Below are 15,688 nucleotides of genomic sequence, written 5' to 3'. Positions count from 1 at the left end.
CGCCAATGCAGGGCACAGAGCAGTCAGACGGTACCTGGCTTGTCGCTGACGCTGCGGGCAATGAATATGTCATCACCGCGGTGGATCAGACCACCGGTAAAACCGACGGCTATATCGTCGCGCATAAAGATGCCAGTGGCGTTATCGATTACCGTGGTCGGTGGCAATTTGACGAGCAGGGCAACAAGGTTAAGTTAACGACTTACGAAACCATGGATGGCCTGACCTTGTCCGGCGGCGAAGTAAAAGAGTTCGCCAACAAAGGCAAAGCGTCAGCGGTCTATGAAAACACCGGTGAAACTAACACCCAGGACGATCCGAATGTGCAAGAGCACGAGTTCATTACGATTAAGGGGGAAACCACTTACCTGATGAGCGGTGACGTCAATCTGACTGACAGTAGCTCTGCAGTCCGCAATTTTGAACTTGATGGCGAAAATGCCCGCGCGGTGGTGGGTAAAAACAGCACGCTAACCCTCGACAATACTGGCGGTGATCGTCAAGCTGCAAGTGTTGCCAGCTCGCAAAACTACCAGGGCTATTTTGATAACTATGGCACTATGCTGTTGACGTCTAACAATATAAGGTCAACTGACGTTATCTATTTTGCTGGTGGGTCCACTACAATGGAAGTCAATGGCGGAAAACTGGATTTTACTAACCACAGCGGCGCGACGGTTAACCTGACCAATAACAACGAGCCCCAGGACCCAACGAAGACGTATCTCTATATGGGTGCCGGGAATTTCACCAACGACGGTACCATTACCGCCACCGGCGATAACATCACCATCGCCAACGCATTCGACAACAGTCAGTCGTCGCCGGGGACGCTGACCAATAATGGCACCATCACCATAAACGGTAATAACTCCACGGTATTTGAAGACCATGTTGGCACAACGTCAGTAAATAACGGCACCATTAATCTGGGTCTGGAGCAGGAAGCCTCGAAGAACGGTACAGGCATGACCGCTTTTAAAGTATCGGGCCCCAACAGTGTTGCCATTAACGGCAGTACGGGCGTGGTGAACGTCTATGCCAATGACTCCGCCGTCTTTGATCGTTCTGGCGGCGCAATTAACGTCCCCACCACATTAATCAACTACGGTACATACTATATTGCACCAGGCGTCACCGGCTCCAGTCTGGTACGCGGCGAAGATGACAGCGTGGTGCAGAACACCGTGCAGGGCTACACCGTCGGCACCCGCGCCAACGGCAGCTACGGCACCTACTCTGCCGACAGCTACACCATTGAAGAGGCGAAGGTCAATACCGGCTTTGCGCTGGGCACCAGCGCGCAAAGCGTCACGATGGATAACGTCTTCACCGGCCAGGATATTCAGGGGGAAGAGAATATCACCTCCAGCAGCGCCGTGTGGAACGCCAGCGCCAGCAAGGACAGCAGCGGCAATGTGGATGTGACCATGACCAAAAACGCCTACACCGACGTCGTCACCGACAGCGGGGTCAGCGACATGGCGCAGGCGCTTGACGCGGGCTACACCAACAACGCGCTGTACAACAGCCTCAACCTGGAAACCGCCGCGCAGGTCACTGACGCCATGCGCCAGCTCTCCGGCATGAAAGCCGTGACGGCCGGCCGTGAGTCACGCGTGCTCAGCAACCGCTTCAACATGCTGCACAACAGCGAAGTGAAAACCGAAAGCGGCCTCGGCTTTAACGTCATCGCGCAGAACGACAGCCGCGCCGAACTGGGCAACGACGCCCGCTTCGACATGCTCTCGCTCAGCCAGCGCTTTGACCTGACCCCGGCACAGAACCTGAATCTGCAGTACGGTATGGCGCGTATCACCAACGGCAAGGCCAAAGACGCAGGGGACAACGGTCTGACCGGCGGCTTCAGCCAGTTCTTCGGTATGCAGCATGACATGCAGTTTGCCGATGATGTGGTGCTGAGCAACAGCCTGCGTTACGACTTCCAGCAGCTGCAGAGCGACCGTCTGGTCAACTACGGCGCGGTCAATACCGCCGGCAGCTCCGACTCCGTTCAGCAGTATCTGGAGTGGCGCTCTCAGTTCAGCAAATCGTTCAGCCTGAGCGACGAACTGAGCATCGCACCGCTGGCAGGCGTTAAATTCCGCCACAGCAGTGACAACGGTATGAACGAAACCGGCGCCGGTGATTTCAACCTGCAGATGAGCAGCGGTTCGAAAACGGCAGTGGATGCCACCGTTGGTATGAAGCTGGACTATAAAGGCAGCAACGGCTGGGCGGTTAACGCGATGGTCGAGGGCAGCCCGAATCTCAGCTTTAACCAGAGCCAGCGTAACGGCGAACTGCAGGGGGCGGCTGGTCAGCGCTTTAATATTGACAGCGGTGAACAGGGCGGCGGAATTAACAGCCTTGCCTCCGTCGGCGTCAGCTACATGCAGAAAACCAGCCATCTGCGCGCGGAAGCCTTCAGCTGGCGTGAAGACGGTATCAGCGACAAAGGCCTGATGTTTAACTACGGCTATCAGTTCTGATAATCCGCTTTATTTCATCGTACACAAGGCAGGGTTTTCCCTGCCTTTAACGTTGAAGTCTGTCAAACACCCTACTCGTCCAGCATCACCACTTTGCCAACATAGGGCAGATGGCGGTAACGCTGAGCATAATCAATTCCGTAACCCACCACGAACTCATCCGGGATCGAAAACCCGACATACTCGACGTTAACGTCCACTTCGCGGCGTGAAGGCTTATCAAGCAGCGTACAAATGGCCAGCGATTTCGGCTCGCGCAGGCTGAGGATTTCGCGCACTTTTGACAGCGTATTGCCGGAATCAATGATGTCCTCGACAATCAGCACGTCCTTGCCGCGAATATCTTCATCCAGATCCTTGAGGATTTTCACATCGCGGGTCGAGGACATGCCGCTACCGTAGCTGGAGGCGGTCATAAAATCGACTTCATGCGACACTCGCACCTCACGGCACAAATCCGCCATAAACATAAACGAGCCGCGCAGCAGTCCCACCAGCACCATTTCGCTGCCGCTGTCCTGATAACGTTCGGTAATTTGCTGACCCAGCTCAGCAATACGCGCCTTGATCTTCGCTTCGGGGATCATCACTTCCACAGTATGTTTCATTTAACTAACCATATGATTTTTTAGGTAAATCACTCAACACCGCCGCAGATAAAGGCGGCATTGATTAGTAAGTCCCGCAGTATACCAGCAAAACTATTTTAACGGGCGATCCGTTAAGAAAGCTCATTTTGTGATGACGATCACACATGTTAAATCCTATAATGAATTGCTATTAAAATATTAATTAATCTGACGAGTGTCCTTTTATGGCAGAAACAAAACCACATACGTCACGAATTCTGGTGACGTTAACAGCGCTATTTGCCGCCTTCTGCGGCCTGTACCTGTTAATTGGCGGGGTCTGGCTGGTCGCGATTGGCGGCTCCTGGTACTACCCCATCGCAGGCTTACTGATGCTGGGCGTGACCTGGCTACTCTGGCGCAGCAGGCGCTCGGCGCTGTGGCTGTATGCCGCCATCCTGCTTGGGTCGATGATTTGGGGCGTCTGGGAAGTCGGCTTTGACTTCTGGGCATTAACTCCGCGCAGCGACATCCTGGTATTCTTCGGTATATGGCTGATCCTGCCATTTGTCTGGCGTCGTCTGATTTTCCCTTCTGCCGGAGCCGTGGCGGCACTGGTGGTGGCGCTGCTCATTAGCGGCGGCATTCTGACCTGGGCAGGCTTTAACGATCCGCAGGAAGTTCACGGCACGCTGAGCGCCGACGCCACGCCTGCCACGCCGATTTCCCCGGTCGCCGATCAGGACTGGCCCGCGTACGGACGCAATCAGGAAGGCCAGCGTTACTCGCCGCTGAAGCAGATTAACGCCGATAACGTCCATAAGCTGAAAGAAGCGTGGGTGTTCCGCACCGGCGATCTGAAGCGGGAAAACGATCCGGGCGAACTGACCAATGAAGTGACGCCGATTAAAGTGGGCGACACGCTGTATCTGTGTACCGCGCACCAGCGTTTATTTGCGCTTGATGCCGCCACCGGTAAAGAGAAATGGCACTTTGATCCGCAGCTAAATTCCAATCCGTCTTTCCAGCACATTACCTGCCGTGGCGTGTCTTACCACGAAGCAAAAGCGGAAAGCGCCCCGGCTAACGTTGTGGCAGATTGTCCGCGCCGCATCATCCTGCCGGTCAACGATGGCCGTCTGTTTGCCATCAACGCGGAAACCGGCAAGCTGTGCGAATCCTTTGCCAATAAAGGCATTCTGAATCTGCAAACCAATATGCCGGATACCACGCCGGGCCTGTATGAACCGACCTCCCCGCCCATCATTACCGATAAAACTATCGTGATTGCCGGTTCGGTGACGGATAACTTCTCGGTGCGTGAAACCTCCGGGGTGATCCGTGGTTTTGACGTTAATACCGGCGACCTGCTGTGGGCCTTCGATCCGGGCGCGAAAGATCCTAACGCCGTCCCGTCGGATGAACACACCTTTACCTTTAACTCGCCGAACTCGTGGGCACCTGCCGCCTACGATGCGAAACTGGATCTGGTTTACCTGCCGATGGGCGTTTCCACGCCGGATATCTGGGGTGGCAACCGCACGCCGGAGCAGGAACGCTATGCCAGTTCCATTCTGGCGCTGAATGCCACTACCGGGAAACTGGCGTGGAGTTATCAGACCGTTCACCACGATCTGTGGGATATGGATATGCCGTCCCAGCCGACGCTGGCGGACATTACCGTTAACGGTCAGACGGTGCCGGTGGTTTATGCGCCAGCGAAAACCGGTAACATTTTCGTGCTGGATCGCCGTAACGGTGAACGGGTCGTTCCGGCACCGGAAAAACCGGTTCCGCAGGGTGCGGCAAAAGGTGATTACGTCACCAAAACCCAGCCGTTCTCCGATCTGAGCTTCCGTCCGAAGAAAGATCTGAGCGGTGCGGATATGTGGGGCGCAACCATGTTCGACCAGCTGGTGTGCCGGGTTATCTTCCAGCAGATGCGCTATGAAGGCATCTTCACCCCGCCGTCCGAGCAGGGCACGCTGGTGTTCCCTGGCAACCTGGGGATGTTCGAATGGGGCGGAATTTCGGTTGATCCTGACCGTCAGGTCGCGATTGCCAACCCGATGGCGCTGCCGTTTGTCTCGAAGCTGATCCCGCGTGGTCCTGGCAATCCAATGGAACAGCCGAAAGATGCGAAAGGCAGCGGTACGGAAGCCGGTATACAGCCGCAGTACGGCGTACCCTATGGCGTCACCCTGAATCCGTTCCTGTCACCGTTTGGTCTGCCGTGTAAGCAGCCTGCCTGGGGTTATATCTCCGCGCTGGATCTGAAAACCAACAACGTGGTATGGAAAAAACGTATCGGTACTCCGCGCGACAGCCTGCCGTTCCCGCTGCCGTTTAAGCTGCCGTTCAACTTAGGGATGCCGATGCTGGGCGGTCCAATCTCCACCGCCGGTAACGTGCTGTTTATTGGTGCCACGGCGGATAACTACCTGCGTGCTTATAACATGAGCAACGGCGACAAACTGTGGGAAGGTCGCCTGCCCGCAGGCGGTCAGGCCACGCCGATGACCTATGAGGTGAATGGCAAGCAGTACGTGGTCATTTCCGCAGGGGGTCACGGTTCGTTTGGCACGAAGATGGGCGACTATATTGTTGCCTACGCCCTGCCGGACGACGAGAAGTAACTCAGGCACAGCCCCTCTTCCTGCGGGAGAGGGGCTTATCACCCGCCGCACTCCCCCAGTACCCACGCCACCGACAGTAAATCCGCACTGCCGCCAGGACTTAAATTGCGCGCCATCAGCGCACAGTCCATCCGTTCCAGCGCCGCACGATCCCAGCCTTCAGCCAGCAATGTCTGCGCGTATTTCTGCACGTAACGAAGCCCGTCCATTCCCCCGCGCGATACCAGATTGCTGTCAGGATTGATGGCGAACAGGCGCAGCAACATCTCATGCTGTCTGTCCCGCCGCCAGTGGGGAAGAATGGCCTGCACCGTGGCAAAGCCGCTTTCCGCCTCGCCGCGCGCCCCGGTCAGGCCAAACTGCTGAAACTGCCGCTCGCCTGCCGTCGCCGCACCGCTGCGCGCGCGCAGTTCGCGCGTGACCAGTCCGTGGCAGATTGCGCTGACTTCCCGGCACAGGCTTTGCGCGGAGATCAACGGCACCCGCCCGGCGGCAAAGCACAGCAGGCCGAGGGCGAAAATGCCGCCTTTATGCGTATTTACGCCTCCGGTTGCCGCATACATCGCCTGTTCGCAGGCCATTCCCATCGGGCGCAGCAGTCGAAGCTGTTGGGCGGCCGGTTTATCCGCATGTTCTTCGCCGAGGGCGGTAAAGCGGGAAAACCACGGCGCGATTGCCGTAATACTCCGGGCGAACAGCGCGTGATCCATATCGCGGTGAGAGCCGCTGTTACGTTGATCCACCAGTCCCGGCTTTGGCGTCAGCGCCAGCTCCTGCCACAGCGCGTCTTCAGCCAGCCGGGAGACAGAGACGTCGCGGGGTTTAGTCGCGAGCAAACCAGTCATCAATCATCGTCTCCACGCGGCGGATCACCTGCTCAACCGGATGCCTGCGCGAACGCGAGCAGGCGTGTGCCGGTTCGTCACAAATCAGGCAGCGGCGCATATGGGTTCCCAGCGAGAGCCGCCCGACGTGACCGGCCTGCGGGCAGATAACGTCCAGATCCCATAGCCTGCCGAGCGGATGCGTCTGCTCAAGCGACGCGCAGTGGGCTTTAATTTCCACCGCTGAATGCGCCACGCACCACATCGCTTCCGGCCCGGTCGGCAGCCACAAGACCTGACGGTCCAGCACCTGCCAGTGATGCTGCCAGAGCATCTGGTCACACATTTGCAGCGCCACGCCCATGGTGTTGCGATAGCGCAGCGTGTCTTTGACGTCCCCCGGCGTCACCAGGGTGAGAGAGATAACCGGTTGTTGATAGTGCGTCAGCCAGTCCGCCTGACGCGCCGCGCGGCTTTCTTTTGCCGCTAACAGCGCCTGCAGACTGACACCCGCACGCACGGGTGTCGCGATATCCATTATTCGAACTCCTTAACCTGTCGGACAGTGTCGATCACGCTGCCGTCACGGTAGCGGATCACCCCGACGATCTTATCGGTAAATTCAATCGGTTTTGGTGCGCCAGTTAGCGAAATGGCGCGTTCGTACAGCGCGTTGATATCCATAATTTTCAGCCCCGCCGCCGTCAGCCGCTCGCGGATTTCCGGGCGCGCCGGATTGACCGCAATACCGTGGTCAGTCACCAGCACATCAATGCTTTCCCCCGGCGTTAAGCGCGTGGTCACACGCTTCACCACGGTGGGAATACGACTGCGCAGCAGGGGAGCGACCACGATGGTCAAATTCGCCGCTGCCGCCACGTCGCAGTGACCGCCGGACGCGCCGCGCATCACGCCATCGGAGCCGGTAATCACGTTGACGTTAAAGTCGGTGTCGATCTCCAGCGCGCTTAAAATCACCACGTCAAGCTGGTCGCAGCTTGCCGCCTTGCTGCCGGGGTTGGCGTAAACGTTAGTGGAGATTTCGACGTGATGAGGATTACGCGCCAGCGACGCCGCCGCCTGGGCGTCAAAACACTGGGTGTCCAGCAGCTTTTCAATCAGCCCTTTCTCGTGCAGATCCACCAGGCTGCCGGTGATCCCGCCGAGCGCGAAGCTCGCTTTCACGCCGCTGCGCTCCATTTTTTCTTCCATAAAGCGGGTACAGGCGGTCGCCGCCGCGCCGGAACCGGTCTGCATTGAGAAGCCGTTTTTGAAGTAGCCGGAGTGTTCGATAACGTCCGCCGCATAGCGGGCAATCATCAGTTCACGCGGGTTGCTGGTAACCCGCGCCGCGCCAACGCTGATTTTCGCCGGATCGCCGACGCTCTCCACCTGCACGATGTAATCGACCCGATCCTGCGCCAGACTGGCGGGCATATTCGGAAACGGGACGATTTCTTCGGTGAGCAGCACCACGCGGCGGGCAAACTGGGCGTCCACCATCGCGTAGCCGAGCGAGCCGCAGCAGGATTTACCGTGCGTGCCGTTGGCGTTGCCAAACTCATCGCTGCACGGCACGCCGAGAAACGCGACGTCAATGTTTAGCTCTCCGTCCTGTAACAGCCTGACGCGCCCGCCGTGGGAGTGAATTTGCACCGGCTCGTCCATCAGCCCGTGAGAGATGGCGTCCGCCAGTTTGCCGCGCATCCCGGAAGTATAAATGCGGGTAATGACACCGTTTTTGATATGTTCAATCAGCGCATCGTTGCAGGTCATCAGCGAGCTGGAAGCCAGCGTCAGGTTTTTAAAGCCCATGCGGGCAAGCGTGGCAACGACGTTATTGATCACCCGGTCGCCTTCGCGAAACGCATGGTGAAAGGAGATGGTCATGCCGTCGCGCAGGCCGCTGCGCTCCACCGCCTGTTCCAGCGAGTCGCACAGCTTGCGTCGATGTTTAGCCGTGAGATCGGCAAGCCAGGGTGTGTCGCGGTGAGCGGTATCAAAAGGTTTTAACTCCCGCAGATGGGGAAAATGTACGTGGAGCAGTTCTGTCTGATTCATTGTTTCATCCTTAGCGGCGCAGGCCGGACGCTGCCGCACGTTCCAGCACTCTTTGCGCATGATCGATGATCGGTGCGTCAACCATTTTTCCGTTGAGCGATACGACGCCCAGCCCGTTACGCGCGCCCTCTTCCGCCGCCTCGATAACCCGTCTGGCGTGATCCACTTCCTGCCGGGTCGGAGCATAAGCGTTGTGCAGCAGGTCGATCTGGCGGGGATTAATCAGCGATTTGCCGTTGAAGCCCATCCGGCGGATTAATTCAACCTCGCGCAGGAATCCGGCTTCATCGTTGACGTCTGACCACACCACGTCAAAAGCGTCGATCCCGGCCGCGCGGGCAGCATGGAGAACGGCGCAGCGGGCATAAAACAGCTCGGTGCCGTCGCCGCGTTCGGTTTGCATATCCATCACGTAGTCAAACGCCGCCAGCGCAATACCAATCAGGCGCGGAGAACTGCGGGCAATCGCCACCGCGTTGATAACGCCAATCGCCGATTCAATCGCCGCCATGACCCTGGTCGAGCCAACCTCACGCCCGCACGCGCGTTCAATACGCGCCAGATGGCCTTCCAGTTCGTCGATATCTTCCGGCGAATCGGTTTTGGGCAAACGGATAACGTCAACGCCCCCGCGCACGGCGGCTTCCAGATCGGCAAGACCGAACGGCGTGCAGAGCGGATTAATGCGCACCACGGTTTCGATATCCTGATACATCGGATGTTGCAGCGCGTGAAACACCAGCAGGCGGGCGGTGTCTTTTTCACGCAGCGCGACGGCATCTTCCAGATCGAACATGATGGAGTCCGGGCGGTAGATAAACGCCGTGGAGAGCATGGCGGCGTTCGCGCCGGGCAGAAACAGCATACTGCGGCGGAGGTGGCTCATTGCAGTTTCCCCCAGTCGATATTTTGTTCTTCGGCGGCGCGCAGCAGCGCGCCCTGAAGCCGGGCGCGGATCACACAGTCCAGCGCGCCTTTATCTTCGATGATAATCAGCCCCTGGCGGACCGCCATCGCGCTGAGCGTCTCCTCAACGACCCGGCGGATCTGGTCGCCAAACTGCTTAATCACTTCACTGCGGATGACAATCTCCAGTTCGCCGTCGGCGGGAGCGATTTTCACCATCAGGTCGCTGGATTCCTGGGTTCCTGCCAGCGCCTCCCTTACAATTTTCATAATGCCTTCCTGATAAATTAAACGACTTCCGCGCTGTAATGCGCTTCGAGATGCGCGAAAGTGGATTCGGGAACGATTTCCCTGATGCGGGAAAACTGTTCTGTTTTAAGCAAGCGGCGCACTTCCGAGGCCGAAACAGGATGACCAGAGACTTTGATGCGCGGCAGCTCGATAACCGCAATGCGCGGGGTCAACAGCGCGTGCAGCGTCTGGTTGTACTGGCGGGTGACGTCACAAAACGGCTCCGATCCCACGAAGCGGTGAGTCACACCCAGCGCTGGCGCGATAAAGTCGCGGAAGATCAGCACATCGATTTCACTCCACGCCTGCTGTACCCTGCCGCTCTCCTTAAGGAAATACGCCGGAAACGTGGCGCGCGAAATGATGTATTGCGACCCTTCATGCACCGTCACATTCGGCAGATGAGCCACGCCCGCACGTACCATGTTGAGCCGGGCGCGGAACGGAAAGAACGAGGCATCCTCACGCACCACAAACAGGTGCAGCCAGTCGCACTGCCTGGCCGCCTGCTCTACCAGATGACGGTGTCCGAGGGTGAACGGATTGGCATTCATCACAATCGCGCCGGTACGCGCGCCCTCATGACGGTGGCGGTGCAGCGAGCGGCAGTAGCGCTCAATGCCCTGCGGGGTGTTTTCCATCAGCACCGCATTATTGCCGCTGCGCGCAACCGGCCAGAAACCGCTTTGTTGAAAACGCGCCTCGTTACATGGCCGGGTACAGAGGAAAAGATGGAAATGACCGCGCGCCAGCGCCACGTTTTCCACCTCCGCCAACAGCCGGGCGCTTAAGTTCACGCCGCGAAGCTGCTCCTCTACCGCCACACATTTGATGACGTTAGCCGCCAGCCCCGCGCACCCGACGAGCCGGGTTCCGGCGCGCGCTTCGACAAACAGCGTAATGTCGCCGTCCAGCCCCAGACCGCTGTCCGCCAGCAGCGCGCGGATCGGGCTTAACCGCTCGGGGTGGCGCGCCACCTCCGTGACCCGAAAATCGATAGCAGGTTGCGAGTGCATACGGCCGCCTGGTTAATACGCTGCCGTCAGCGTTTGCGCTGGCGCTTCCATAATCACATTGCTGAGGTGGCCGATATGCTCGATTTCCACTTCAATGCGATCGCCTTCTTTCATAAACAGCGGCGGATTACGCTTTTTACCCACGCCACCCGGCGAACCGGTGATGATGACGTCACCAGGGCTTAAACGGGTGAAAGTGCTGATGTACTCGATAAGCTCAGCAACCCGGTGGATCATGCTGCTGGTGTTGTCATCCTGCACCATCCGCCCGTTGAGCCAGGTGCGGATCGCTAACTGGTGCGGATCGGGGATTTCATCCGCCGTCGCCATCCACGGCCCGAACGCGCCGGTCTGCCGCCAGTTTTTCCCGGCGGTAAACCAGGTGTGCTGCCAGTCGCGGGCAGACCCGTCCATATAGCAGCTGTAACCCGCAACGTGTTCCAGCGCCTGCGCCTGCGGGATATTCTCTCCGCCTTTGCCGATGATCACCGCCAGTTCGCCTTCGTAGTCGAATTCGCAGGAATGGCGCGGCTTCAGCACCGGCGCGTTATGCGCAGTTTGTGAGTCCGGGAAACGCACAAACAGCGTCGGAGCCGGATTATGCTGGTCAAATTCTTTGCGCTTTTCGGCATAGTTCATGCCGACGCAGAGGATTTTTTCCGGCTGCTCAATCACCGGTAAAAAGGTGATGTCGGCAATGCTGATGTCGGCGGCCTCGCGGGCAAAACGCCGGGCCTGCTCCAGCCCGTTGCCCTGAAGCAGCGCTTTGAGATCGCCGTAGCGGTCTCCGAGGCGACGCCCTAAATCAATCACCCCTTGCGCATTCACAATGCCGTAGCTGCGAACGCCCTGATAAAGAAAACTTGCGAGTTTCATAGTCTTTCCTGAGTACATCAATTAAACGAGGAAGTTGCCCAGTACCAGCAGCGAGACGGAGACGTTAATTGCGCCGCCAATGCGGGTGGCAATCTGGGCGAACGGCATCAGGCTCATACGGTTGCCCGCGGTGAGGATGGCGACGTCGCCGGTACCGCCCTGCCCGCTCTGACAGCAGGAGACGATGGCCACATCAATCGGGTGCATACCAATCTTTTTGCCGACGAAGAAACCGGTGGCGACCAGCGCCGACACGGTGCTGACAATCACCAGCAGATTGCTCAGGGTGAAAGCGTTGACCAGTTCCTGCCACGGGGTGATCGCCACGCCGACGGCAAAAAGAATCGGATAGGTCACTGAGGTCTGGAAGAATTTGTAGACCACCTGCGAGCCTTCGAGCAGGCGGGGAGATGCACCGTTGCACAGCTTGACCAGCACGGCCACGAACAGCATACCGACCGGCGCGGGCAGACCCGTCAGCTTGTGACCGAGCATACCGAGCATATAAAGCAGCACCGCCAGCAGCGCACCCGCCGCAATGGTGGTGACGTCGGCTTTGCCGGAAAACGCGGGCTGTGAAGACTGACCGTCGGCATTGGCGCGGTTTGGCATCAGTTGCCCTTCACCGGTGAGGTGCGGGTAACGTTTACCCAGTTGATTCAGGCAGCCGGAAATAATAATCGCCGTCAGGCCGCCGAGCATGACCATTGGCAGCACGCGTCCCAGCGCCACGCCCTGATCCATATGCAGCAGCGTGGCGTAACCGATGGACAGCGGGATCGCCCCTTCCCCGACGCCGCCCGCCATAATAGGCAGAATAATGAAGAAGAAAATCTGGAACGGCTCCATTCCCAGCGCCAGACCCACGCCCATCCCGACAATCATGCCGACGATCTCACCACACAGCATCGGGAAGAAAATGCGCAGAAAGCCCTGAATCAGCACCGTGCGGTTCATGCTCATAATGCTGCCGACGATAATGCAGCAGATGTAGAGATAGAGAATGTTGGTGGATTTGTAGAATTTGGTCGTCGATTCCACGACCACATCCGGCAGCAGGCCGTAATACACCATCGCAGAAGGGATAAAAGTGGCGCAAATCGCTGCCGCGCCCAGCTTGCCGACAATCGGCAGGCGCTTGCCGAATTCGCCGCAGGCGAAGCCGAAGAATGCCAGCGTGGCCACCATCACCACAATATCGCTGGGCAGCTTACCGCCAAGGCAATCAATAGCGATCAGCGCACCGGCTAACAAAAACAGCGGCAGGGGAATAATGCCTACCTTCCAGCTATCCATAATGTGCCACCAGCGCTCTTTCAGCGAGGGTTGAGGTATATCTATCGGTTTATGGTTAACAATAAAAGAATCGTCAGTTGTGCTCATAATCAAGCCCCTTAGTTATTTTGTGCGGCCAGCTTAAAGCCCTAATGACTTACTTTATGTGAGGAACTGCATATTAAAATTGAAGTTTTAATGGCGACTATGGTTTTAATGGTTTCTTTTATTTTATGTGATTAATGCCTTAAATATTTCCGTGGTTTTTATGGTTTCTTTTCTGATTTATACAAATAAATAACATCTGGCATTTTGCTGGCGTGGCAGGCTGCTGCCGCGTGCTGTGCAAGGGATCACAACTTTCCAGCAAACCCGGCGTCAGGGCAAAAAAAGATGATATATTGTCTTTTTCCTGCAACCGTGCGTGATCGCGATGAAATTCTCTTTCCAGATAAAGCTCTTTATTTCCCTGGTCGCTTTTTTCTCAGTGCTATTTGCACTGCTGGGAAGCTATTATTATATCGACGTTGGCAGGCAGCTATATCAGGAGATGAGCACCCGCGCAAAAATACAGGCAGAAGAGATTGCTCTTATTCCCGGATTACGTAAACAGGTCATTGAAAAAGATATCCCGGCGATCCACGATTTCATGCAGAAAATAGCGCAGCACAGCGACGCCAGTTTTATTGTCATCGGCGATGGCAAAGGCGTGCATCTGTTCCATTCCGTGTATGCCGATCGGGTAGGAAAAACACTGGTTGGCGGCGACAACGAAGAGGTGCTGCACGGCAAAAGTATTACCACTATCCGCAAGGGCGGGCTGGGAATTTCACTGCGCAGCAAAGCCCCCATTTTTGATGAAGCGGGTCAGGTGGTGGGCATCGTCTCCGTTGGCTACCTGACCAGTTATCTGGATACCATCACCGTTAACAAAGTGGTTAACATTCTGATTGCCGCCGTGCTGCTGCTGATCGCCCTGTTTATTTTCTCGTGGTTTTTTACCCGCAGTATCAAAAAGCAGATTTTTTCGCTGGAGCCGCGTGAAATCGGCCTGCTGGTGCGCCAGCAAAAAGCAATGATGGAATCGATCTATGAAGGGGTGATCGCCATCGACAGCCAGCTACGCATTGAAGTTATCAACCAGGCGGCGCGCAAACTGCTCGGCTTAAGCCAGCCCGCGCGCGAGCTGCGCGGGCAATTGATCGGCGAGGTGATTGCGCCGGTGCCGTTTCTCACTCCGCAAGCGCTGCACGCTAAAGATACCCACGACGAAATTTGCCGTTTCAACGACCTGACGGTGATCGCCAGCCGCATCCGCATTCTGCTGGAGGGCGCATTGCAGGGCTGGGTGATCACCTTCCGCGACCGCAATGAAATAGATTCCCTGAGCGCGCAGCTTAGCCAGGTGAAGCGCTACGTGGACAACCTGCGGATAATGCGCCACGAGCAGTTGAACCGGATGACGACCCTGTCCGGCCTGCTGCATATGGGGCGCTACGACGAGGCGATCCATTATATTCAGGCCCAGTCGGAGCACGCGCAGGAGCTGCTGGATTTTATCTCCGCGCGCTTTAGCTCCCCCACGCTCTGCGGGCTGCTGCTCGGCAAAGCGGCGCGCGCCAGAGAAAAAGGCGTCGAGCTAAACTTTGACCCGGCCTGCCGGATCGATAACCCCTTTCCGCCCCTCGCCGAAGCAGAGCTGATTTCCATTATCGGCAATCTGCTGGATAACGCGATCGAAGCCACCCAGCGCGCGCCGATGCCCCACGAGCCGGTCGACGTACTGATGATCCTTAACGAGCGTGAGCTGCTTATTGAAGTGGCCGACCAGGGCGTCGGCATAAAACCGGAGATCCGCGAGCGGATCTTTGAGCGTGGGATGACCACCAAAACCAAAGGCGACCACGGCATTGGACTCTATCTGATTGAAAGTTATGTTACCCAGGCGGGCGGCTCGATAGAAGTGACCGACAATGCGCCGCGCGGCGCGATTTTCTCGCTGTTTATTCCTGCCCGGCACCCGGCAATGGAACTGGAAGAGACTCACTATGCAAGATGAACTGATTGATGTGCTCATTATTGAAGACGAAACGACGCTGGCCCGGCTGCATGCCGATCTGATCGATAAACACCCGCGCCTGCGGCTGGTGGGCATTGCATCTACGCTTGCCGACGCGCAGGAAAAAATGACCGCGTTTCAGCCACAACTGGTGTTGCTGGATAACTATCTGCCGGACGGCAAGGGCATCACCCTGCTGAATAATCCGCTGCTGCAACGCGCCAACTGTACGGTGATTTTTATTACCGCCGCCAGCGATATGGACACCTGTAGCCAGGCGATCCGCAACGGCGCGTTCGACTATATTCTCAAACCCGTTTCCTGGAAGCGCCTGAGCCAGTCACTGGAGCGTTTTGTGCAGTTTGCCGAACAGCAGCGGATATGGAAGATTGTCGATCAGCAAAACGTGGATTCGCTCTACCAGTTGCAGGCCAAAAACTACCGGCTGGATAACAGCAGTAAAGGCATTGAAGAAAACACGCTGGCGCGGGTACAGAAGCTGTTTACCGATCGCGCCGCACACTGTTTTTCCGTGGATGAAGTAGTGAGTGAAACCGGGTTAAGCAAAACCACCACCCGCCGCTATCTGGAGCACTGTGTTGAAACGGGGTTTTTGTGCGTCGAAATGCTGTACGGCAAAATCGGCCACCCGAGACGGATGTACCGACGCGCGCCGTGAGGCT

Annotated in this window: 12 protein-coding genes and 1 pseudogene; 4 read left to right on the top strand and 9 right to left on the bottom strand. The window is 57.2% G+C overall.

The genetic code is table 11. The features are described 5' to 3' along the window. A pseudogene (locus tag RT197_RS15070) lies at nt 1-2,492 on the top strand (autotransporter outer membrane beta-barrel domain-containing protein); the annotation flags it as partial. Nucleotides 2,493-2,563: 71 nt separating this feature from the next. Here RT197_RS15070 and hpt read toward each other — a convergent pair. Further along, complete coding sequence (hpt, locus tag RT197_RS15065; RefSeq protein WP_312951943.1) at nt 2,564-3,100, bottom strand: hypoxanthine phosphoribosyltransferase; 537 nt, start codon at nt 3,098-3,100, stop codon at nt 2,564-2,566. 206 nt (nt 3,101-3,306) lie between these two features. Between hpt and RT197_RS15060 the strand changes: the two genes are divergently transcribed. Beyond that, the gene (locus RT197_RS15060) at nt 3,307-5,697 is read left to right on the top strand and encodes a glucose/quinate/shikimate family membrane-bound PQQ-dependent dehydrogenase (RefSeq protein WP_312951941.1); all 2,391 of its coding nucleotides are present in this window, start codon (nt 3,307-3,309) and stop codon (nt 5,695-5,697) included. A 38-nt stretch (nt 5,698-5,735) separates the two neighbouring features. Here RT197_RS15060 and citG read toward each other — a convergent pair whose 3' ends face one another. The 8 genes from citG to RT197_RS15020 are packed head-to-tail and all read right to left on the bottom strand — an operon-like array spanning nt 5,736 to nt 13,054. After that, nucleotides 5,736-6,542 (bottom strand): triphosphoribosyl-dephospho-CoA synthase CitG, encoded by an 807-nt coding sequence (gene citG, locus RT197_RS15055; RefSeq protein WP_312951940.1) that lies wholly within the window; start codon nt 6,540-6,542, stop codon nt 5,736-5,738. Continuing rightward, nucleotides 6,520-7,059, bottom strand: coding sequence for a citrate lyase holo-[acyl-carrier protein] synthase (gene citX, locus RT197_RS15050; RefSeq protein WP_312951938.1), 540 nt, complete (start codon nt 7,057-7,059; stop codon nt 6,520-6,522). Before citX ends, citG begins: the two co-directional genes overlap by 23 nt. Continuing rightward, a complete protein-coding gene (citF, locus tag RT197_RS15045; protein ID WP_312951936.1) occupies nt 7,059-8,582 on the bottom strand; it encodes a citrate lyase subunit alpha in 1,524 nt (507 codons plus the stop codon). Before citF ends, citX begins: the two co-directional genes overlap by 1 nt. Nucleotides 8,583-8,592: 10 nt before the next feature. Beyond that, a complete protein-coding gene (gene citE / locus RT197_RS15040) occupies nt 8,593-9,468 on the bottom strand; it encodes a citrate (pro-3S)-lyase subunit beta (protein WP_312951934.1) in 876 nt (291 codons plus the stop codon). Further along, complete coding sequence (gene citD / locus RT197_RS15035) at nt 9,465-9,758, bottom strand: citrate lyase acyl carrier protein (RefSeq protein WP_312951933.1); 294 nt, start codon at nt 9,756-9,758, stop codon at nt 9,465-9,467. The genes citE and citD overlap by 4 nt, the downstream gene beginning before the upstream one ends. Nucleotides 9,759-9,775: 17 nt before the next feature. Continuing rightward, complete coding sequence (gene citC, locus RT197_RS15030) at nt 9,776-10,795, bottom strand: [citrate (pro-3S)-lyase] ligase (RefSeq protein ID WP_312951932.1); 1,020 nt, start codon at nt 10,793-10,795, stop codon at nt 9,776-9,778. Between the two features lie 12 nt (nt 10,796-10,807). Continuing rightward, entirely contained in the window at nt 10,808-11,671 is an 864-nt protein-coding gene (locus RT197_RS15025; protein WP_312951930.1) for a fumarylacetoacetate hydrolase family protein, read from the bottom strand. Nucleotides 11,672-11,692: 21 nt separating this feature from the next. Then, nucleotides 11,693-13,054: a 2-hydroxycarboxylate transporter family protein gene (locus tag RT197_RS15020; protein WP_312951929.1), complete on the bottom strand. Its 1,362-nt coding sequence runs from the start codon at nt 13,052-13,054 to the stop codon at nt 11,693-11,695. Between the two features lie 325 nt (nt 13,055-13,379). Here RT197_RS15020 and RT197_RS15015 point away from each other — a divergent pair, with 325 nt between their 5' ends. Next, nucleotides 13,380-15,005 (top strand): sensor histidine kinase, encoded by a 1,626-nt coding sequence (locus RT197_RS15015; protein ID WP_312951954.1) that lies wholly within the window; start codon nt 13,380-13,382, stop codon nt 15,003-15,005. After that, nucleotides 14,995-15,684 (top strand): response regulator, encoded by a 690-nt coding sequence (locus tag RT197_RS15010; protein WP_312951928.1) that lies wholly within the window; start codon nt 14,995-14,997, stop codon nt 15,682-15,684. The genes RT197_RS15015 and RT197_RS15010 overlap by 11 nt, the downstream gene beginning before the upstream one ends. Nucleotides 15,685-15,688 lie beyond the last annotated feature (4 nt).

The sequence above is a fragment of the Superficieibacter sp. genome (genome assembly GCF_032071645.1).
Lineage (GTDB): Bacteria > Pseudomonadota > Gammaproteobacteria > Enterobacterales > Enterobacteriaceae > Superficieibacter.
The sequence above is the reverse complement of the archived record's forward strand: the minus strand, read 5'-3'. Positions and strand labels throughout refer to the sequence as shown.

Excerpts from the sequence above, each read along its gene's own strand:
- citG (WP_312951940.1), bottom strand. The coding sequence starts at position 6,542 with ATGACTGGTTTGCTCGCGACTAAACCCCGCGACGTCTCTGTCTCCCGG.
- citF (WP_312951936.1), bottom strand. The coding sequence starts at position 8,582 with ATGAATCAGACAGAACTGCTCCACGTACATTTTCCCCATCTGCGGGAG.
- RT197_RS15025 (WP_312951930.1), bottom strand. The coding sequence starts at position 11,671 with ATGAAACTCGCAAGTTTTCTTTATCAGGGCGTTCGCAGCTACGGCATT.
- citD (WP_312951933.1), bottom strand. The coding sequence starts at position 9,758 with ATGAAAATTGTAAGGGAGGCGCTGGCAGGAACCCAGGAATCCAGCGAC.
- RT197_RS15010 (WP_312951928.1), top strand. The coding sequence starts at position 14,995 with ATGCAAGATGAACTGATTGATGTGCTCATTATTGAAGACGAAACGACG.
- RT197_RS15020 (WP_312951929.1), bottom strand. The coding sequence starts at position 13,054 with ATGAGCACAACTGACGATTCTTTTATTGTTAACCATAAACCGATAGAT.
- citX (WP_312951938.1), bottom strand. The coding sequence starts at position 7,059 with ATGGATATCGCGACACCCGTGCGTGCGGGTGTCAGTCTGCAGGCGCTG.
- RT197_RS15060 (WP_312951941.1), top strand. The coding sequence starts at position 3,307 with ATGGCAGAAACAAAACCACATACGTCACGAATTCTGGTGACGTTAACA.
- hpt (WP_312951943.1), bottom strand. The coding sequence starts at position 3,100 with ATGAAACATACTGTGGAAGTGATGATCCCCGAAGCGAAGATCAAGGCG.
- citE (WP_312951934.1), bottom strand. The coding sequence starts at position 9,468 with ATGAGCCACCTCCGCCGCAGTATGCTGTTTCTGCCCGGCGCGAACGCC.
- citC (WP_312951932.1), bottom strand. The coding sequence starts at position 10,795 with ATGCACTCGCAACCTGCTATCGATTTTCGGGTCACGGAGGTGGCGCGC.
- RT197_RS15015 (WP_312951954.1), top strand. The coding sequence starts at position 13,380 with ATGAAATTCTCTTTCCAGATAAAGCTCTTTATTTCCCTGGTCGCTTTT.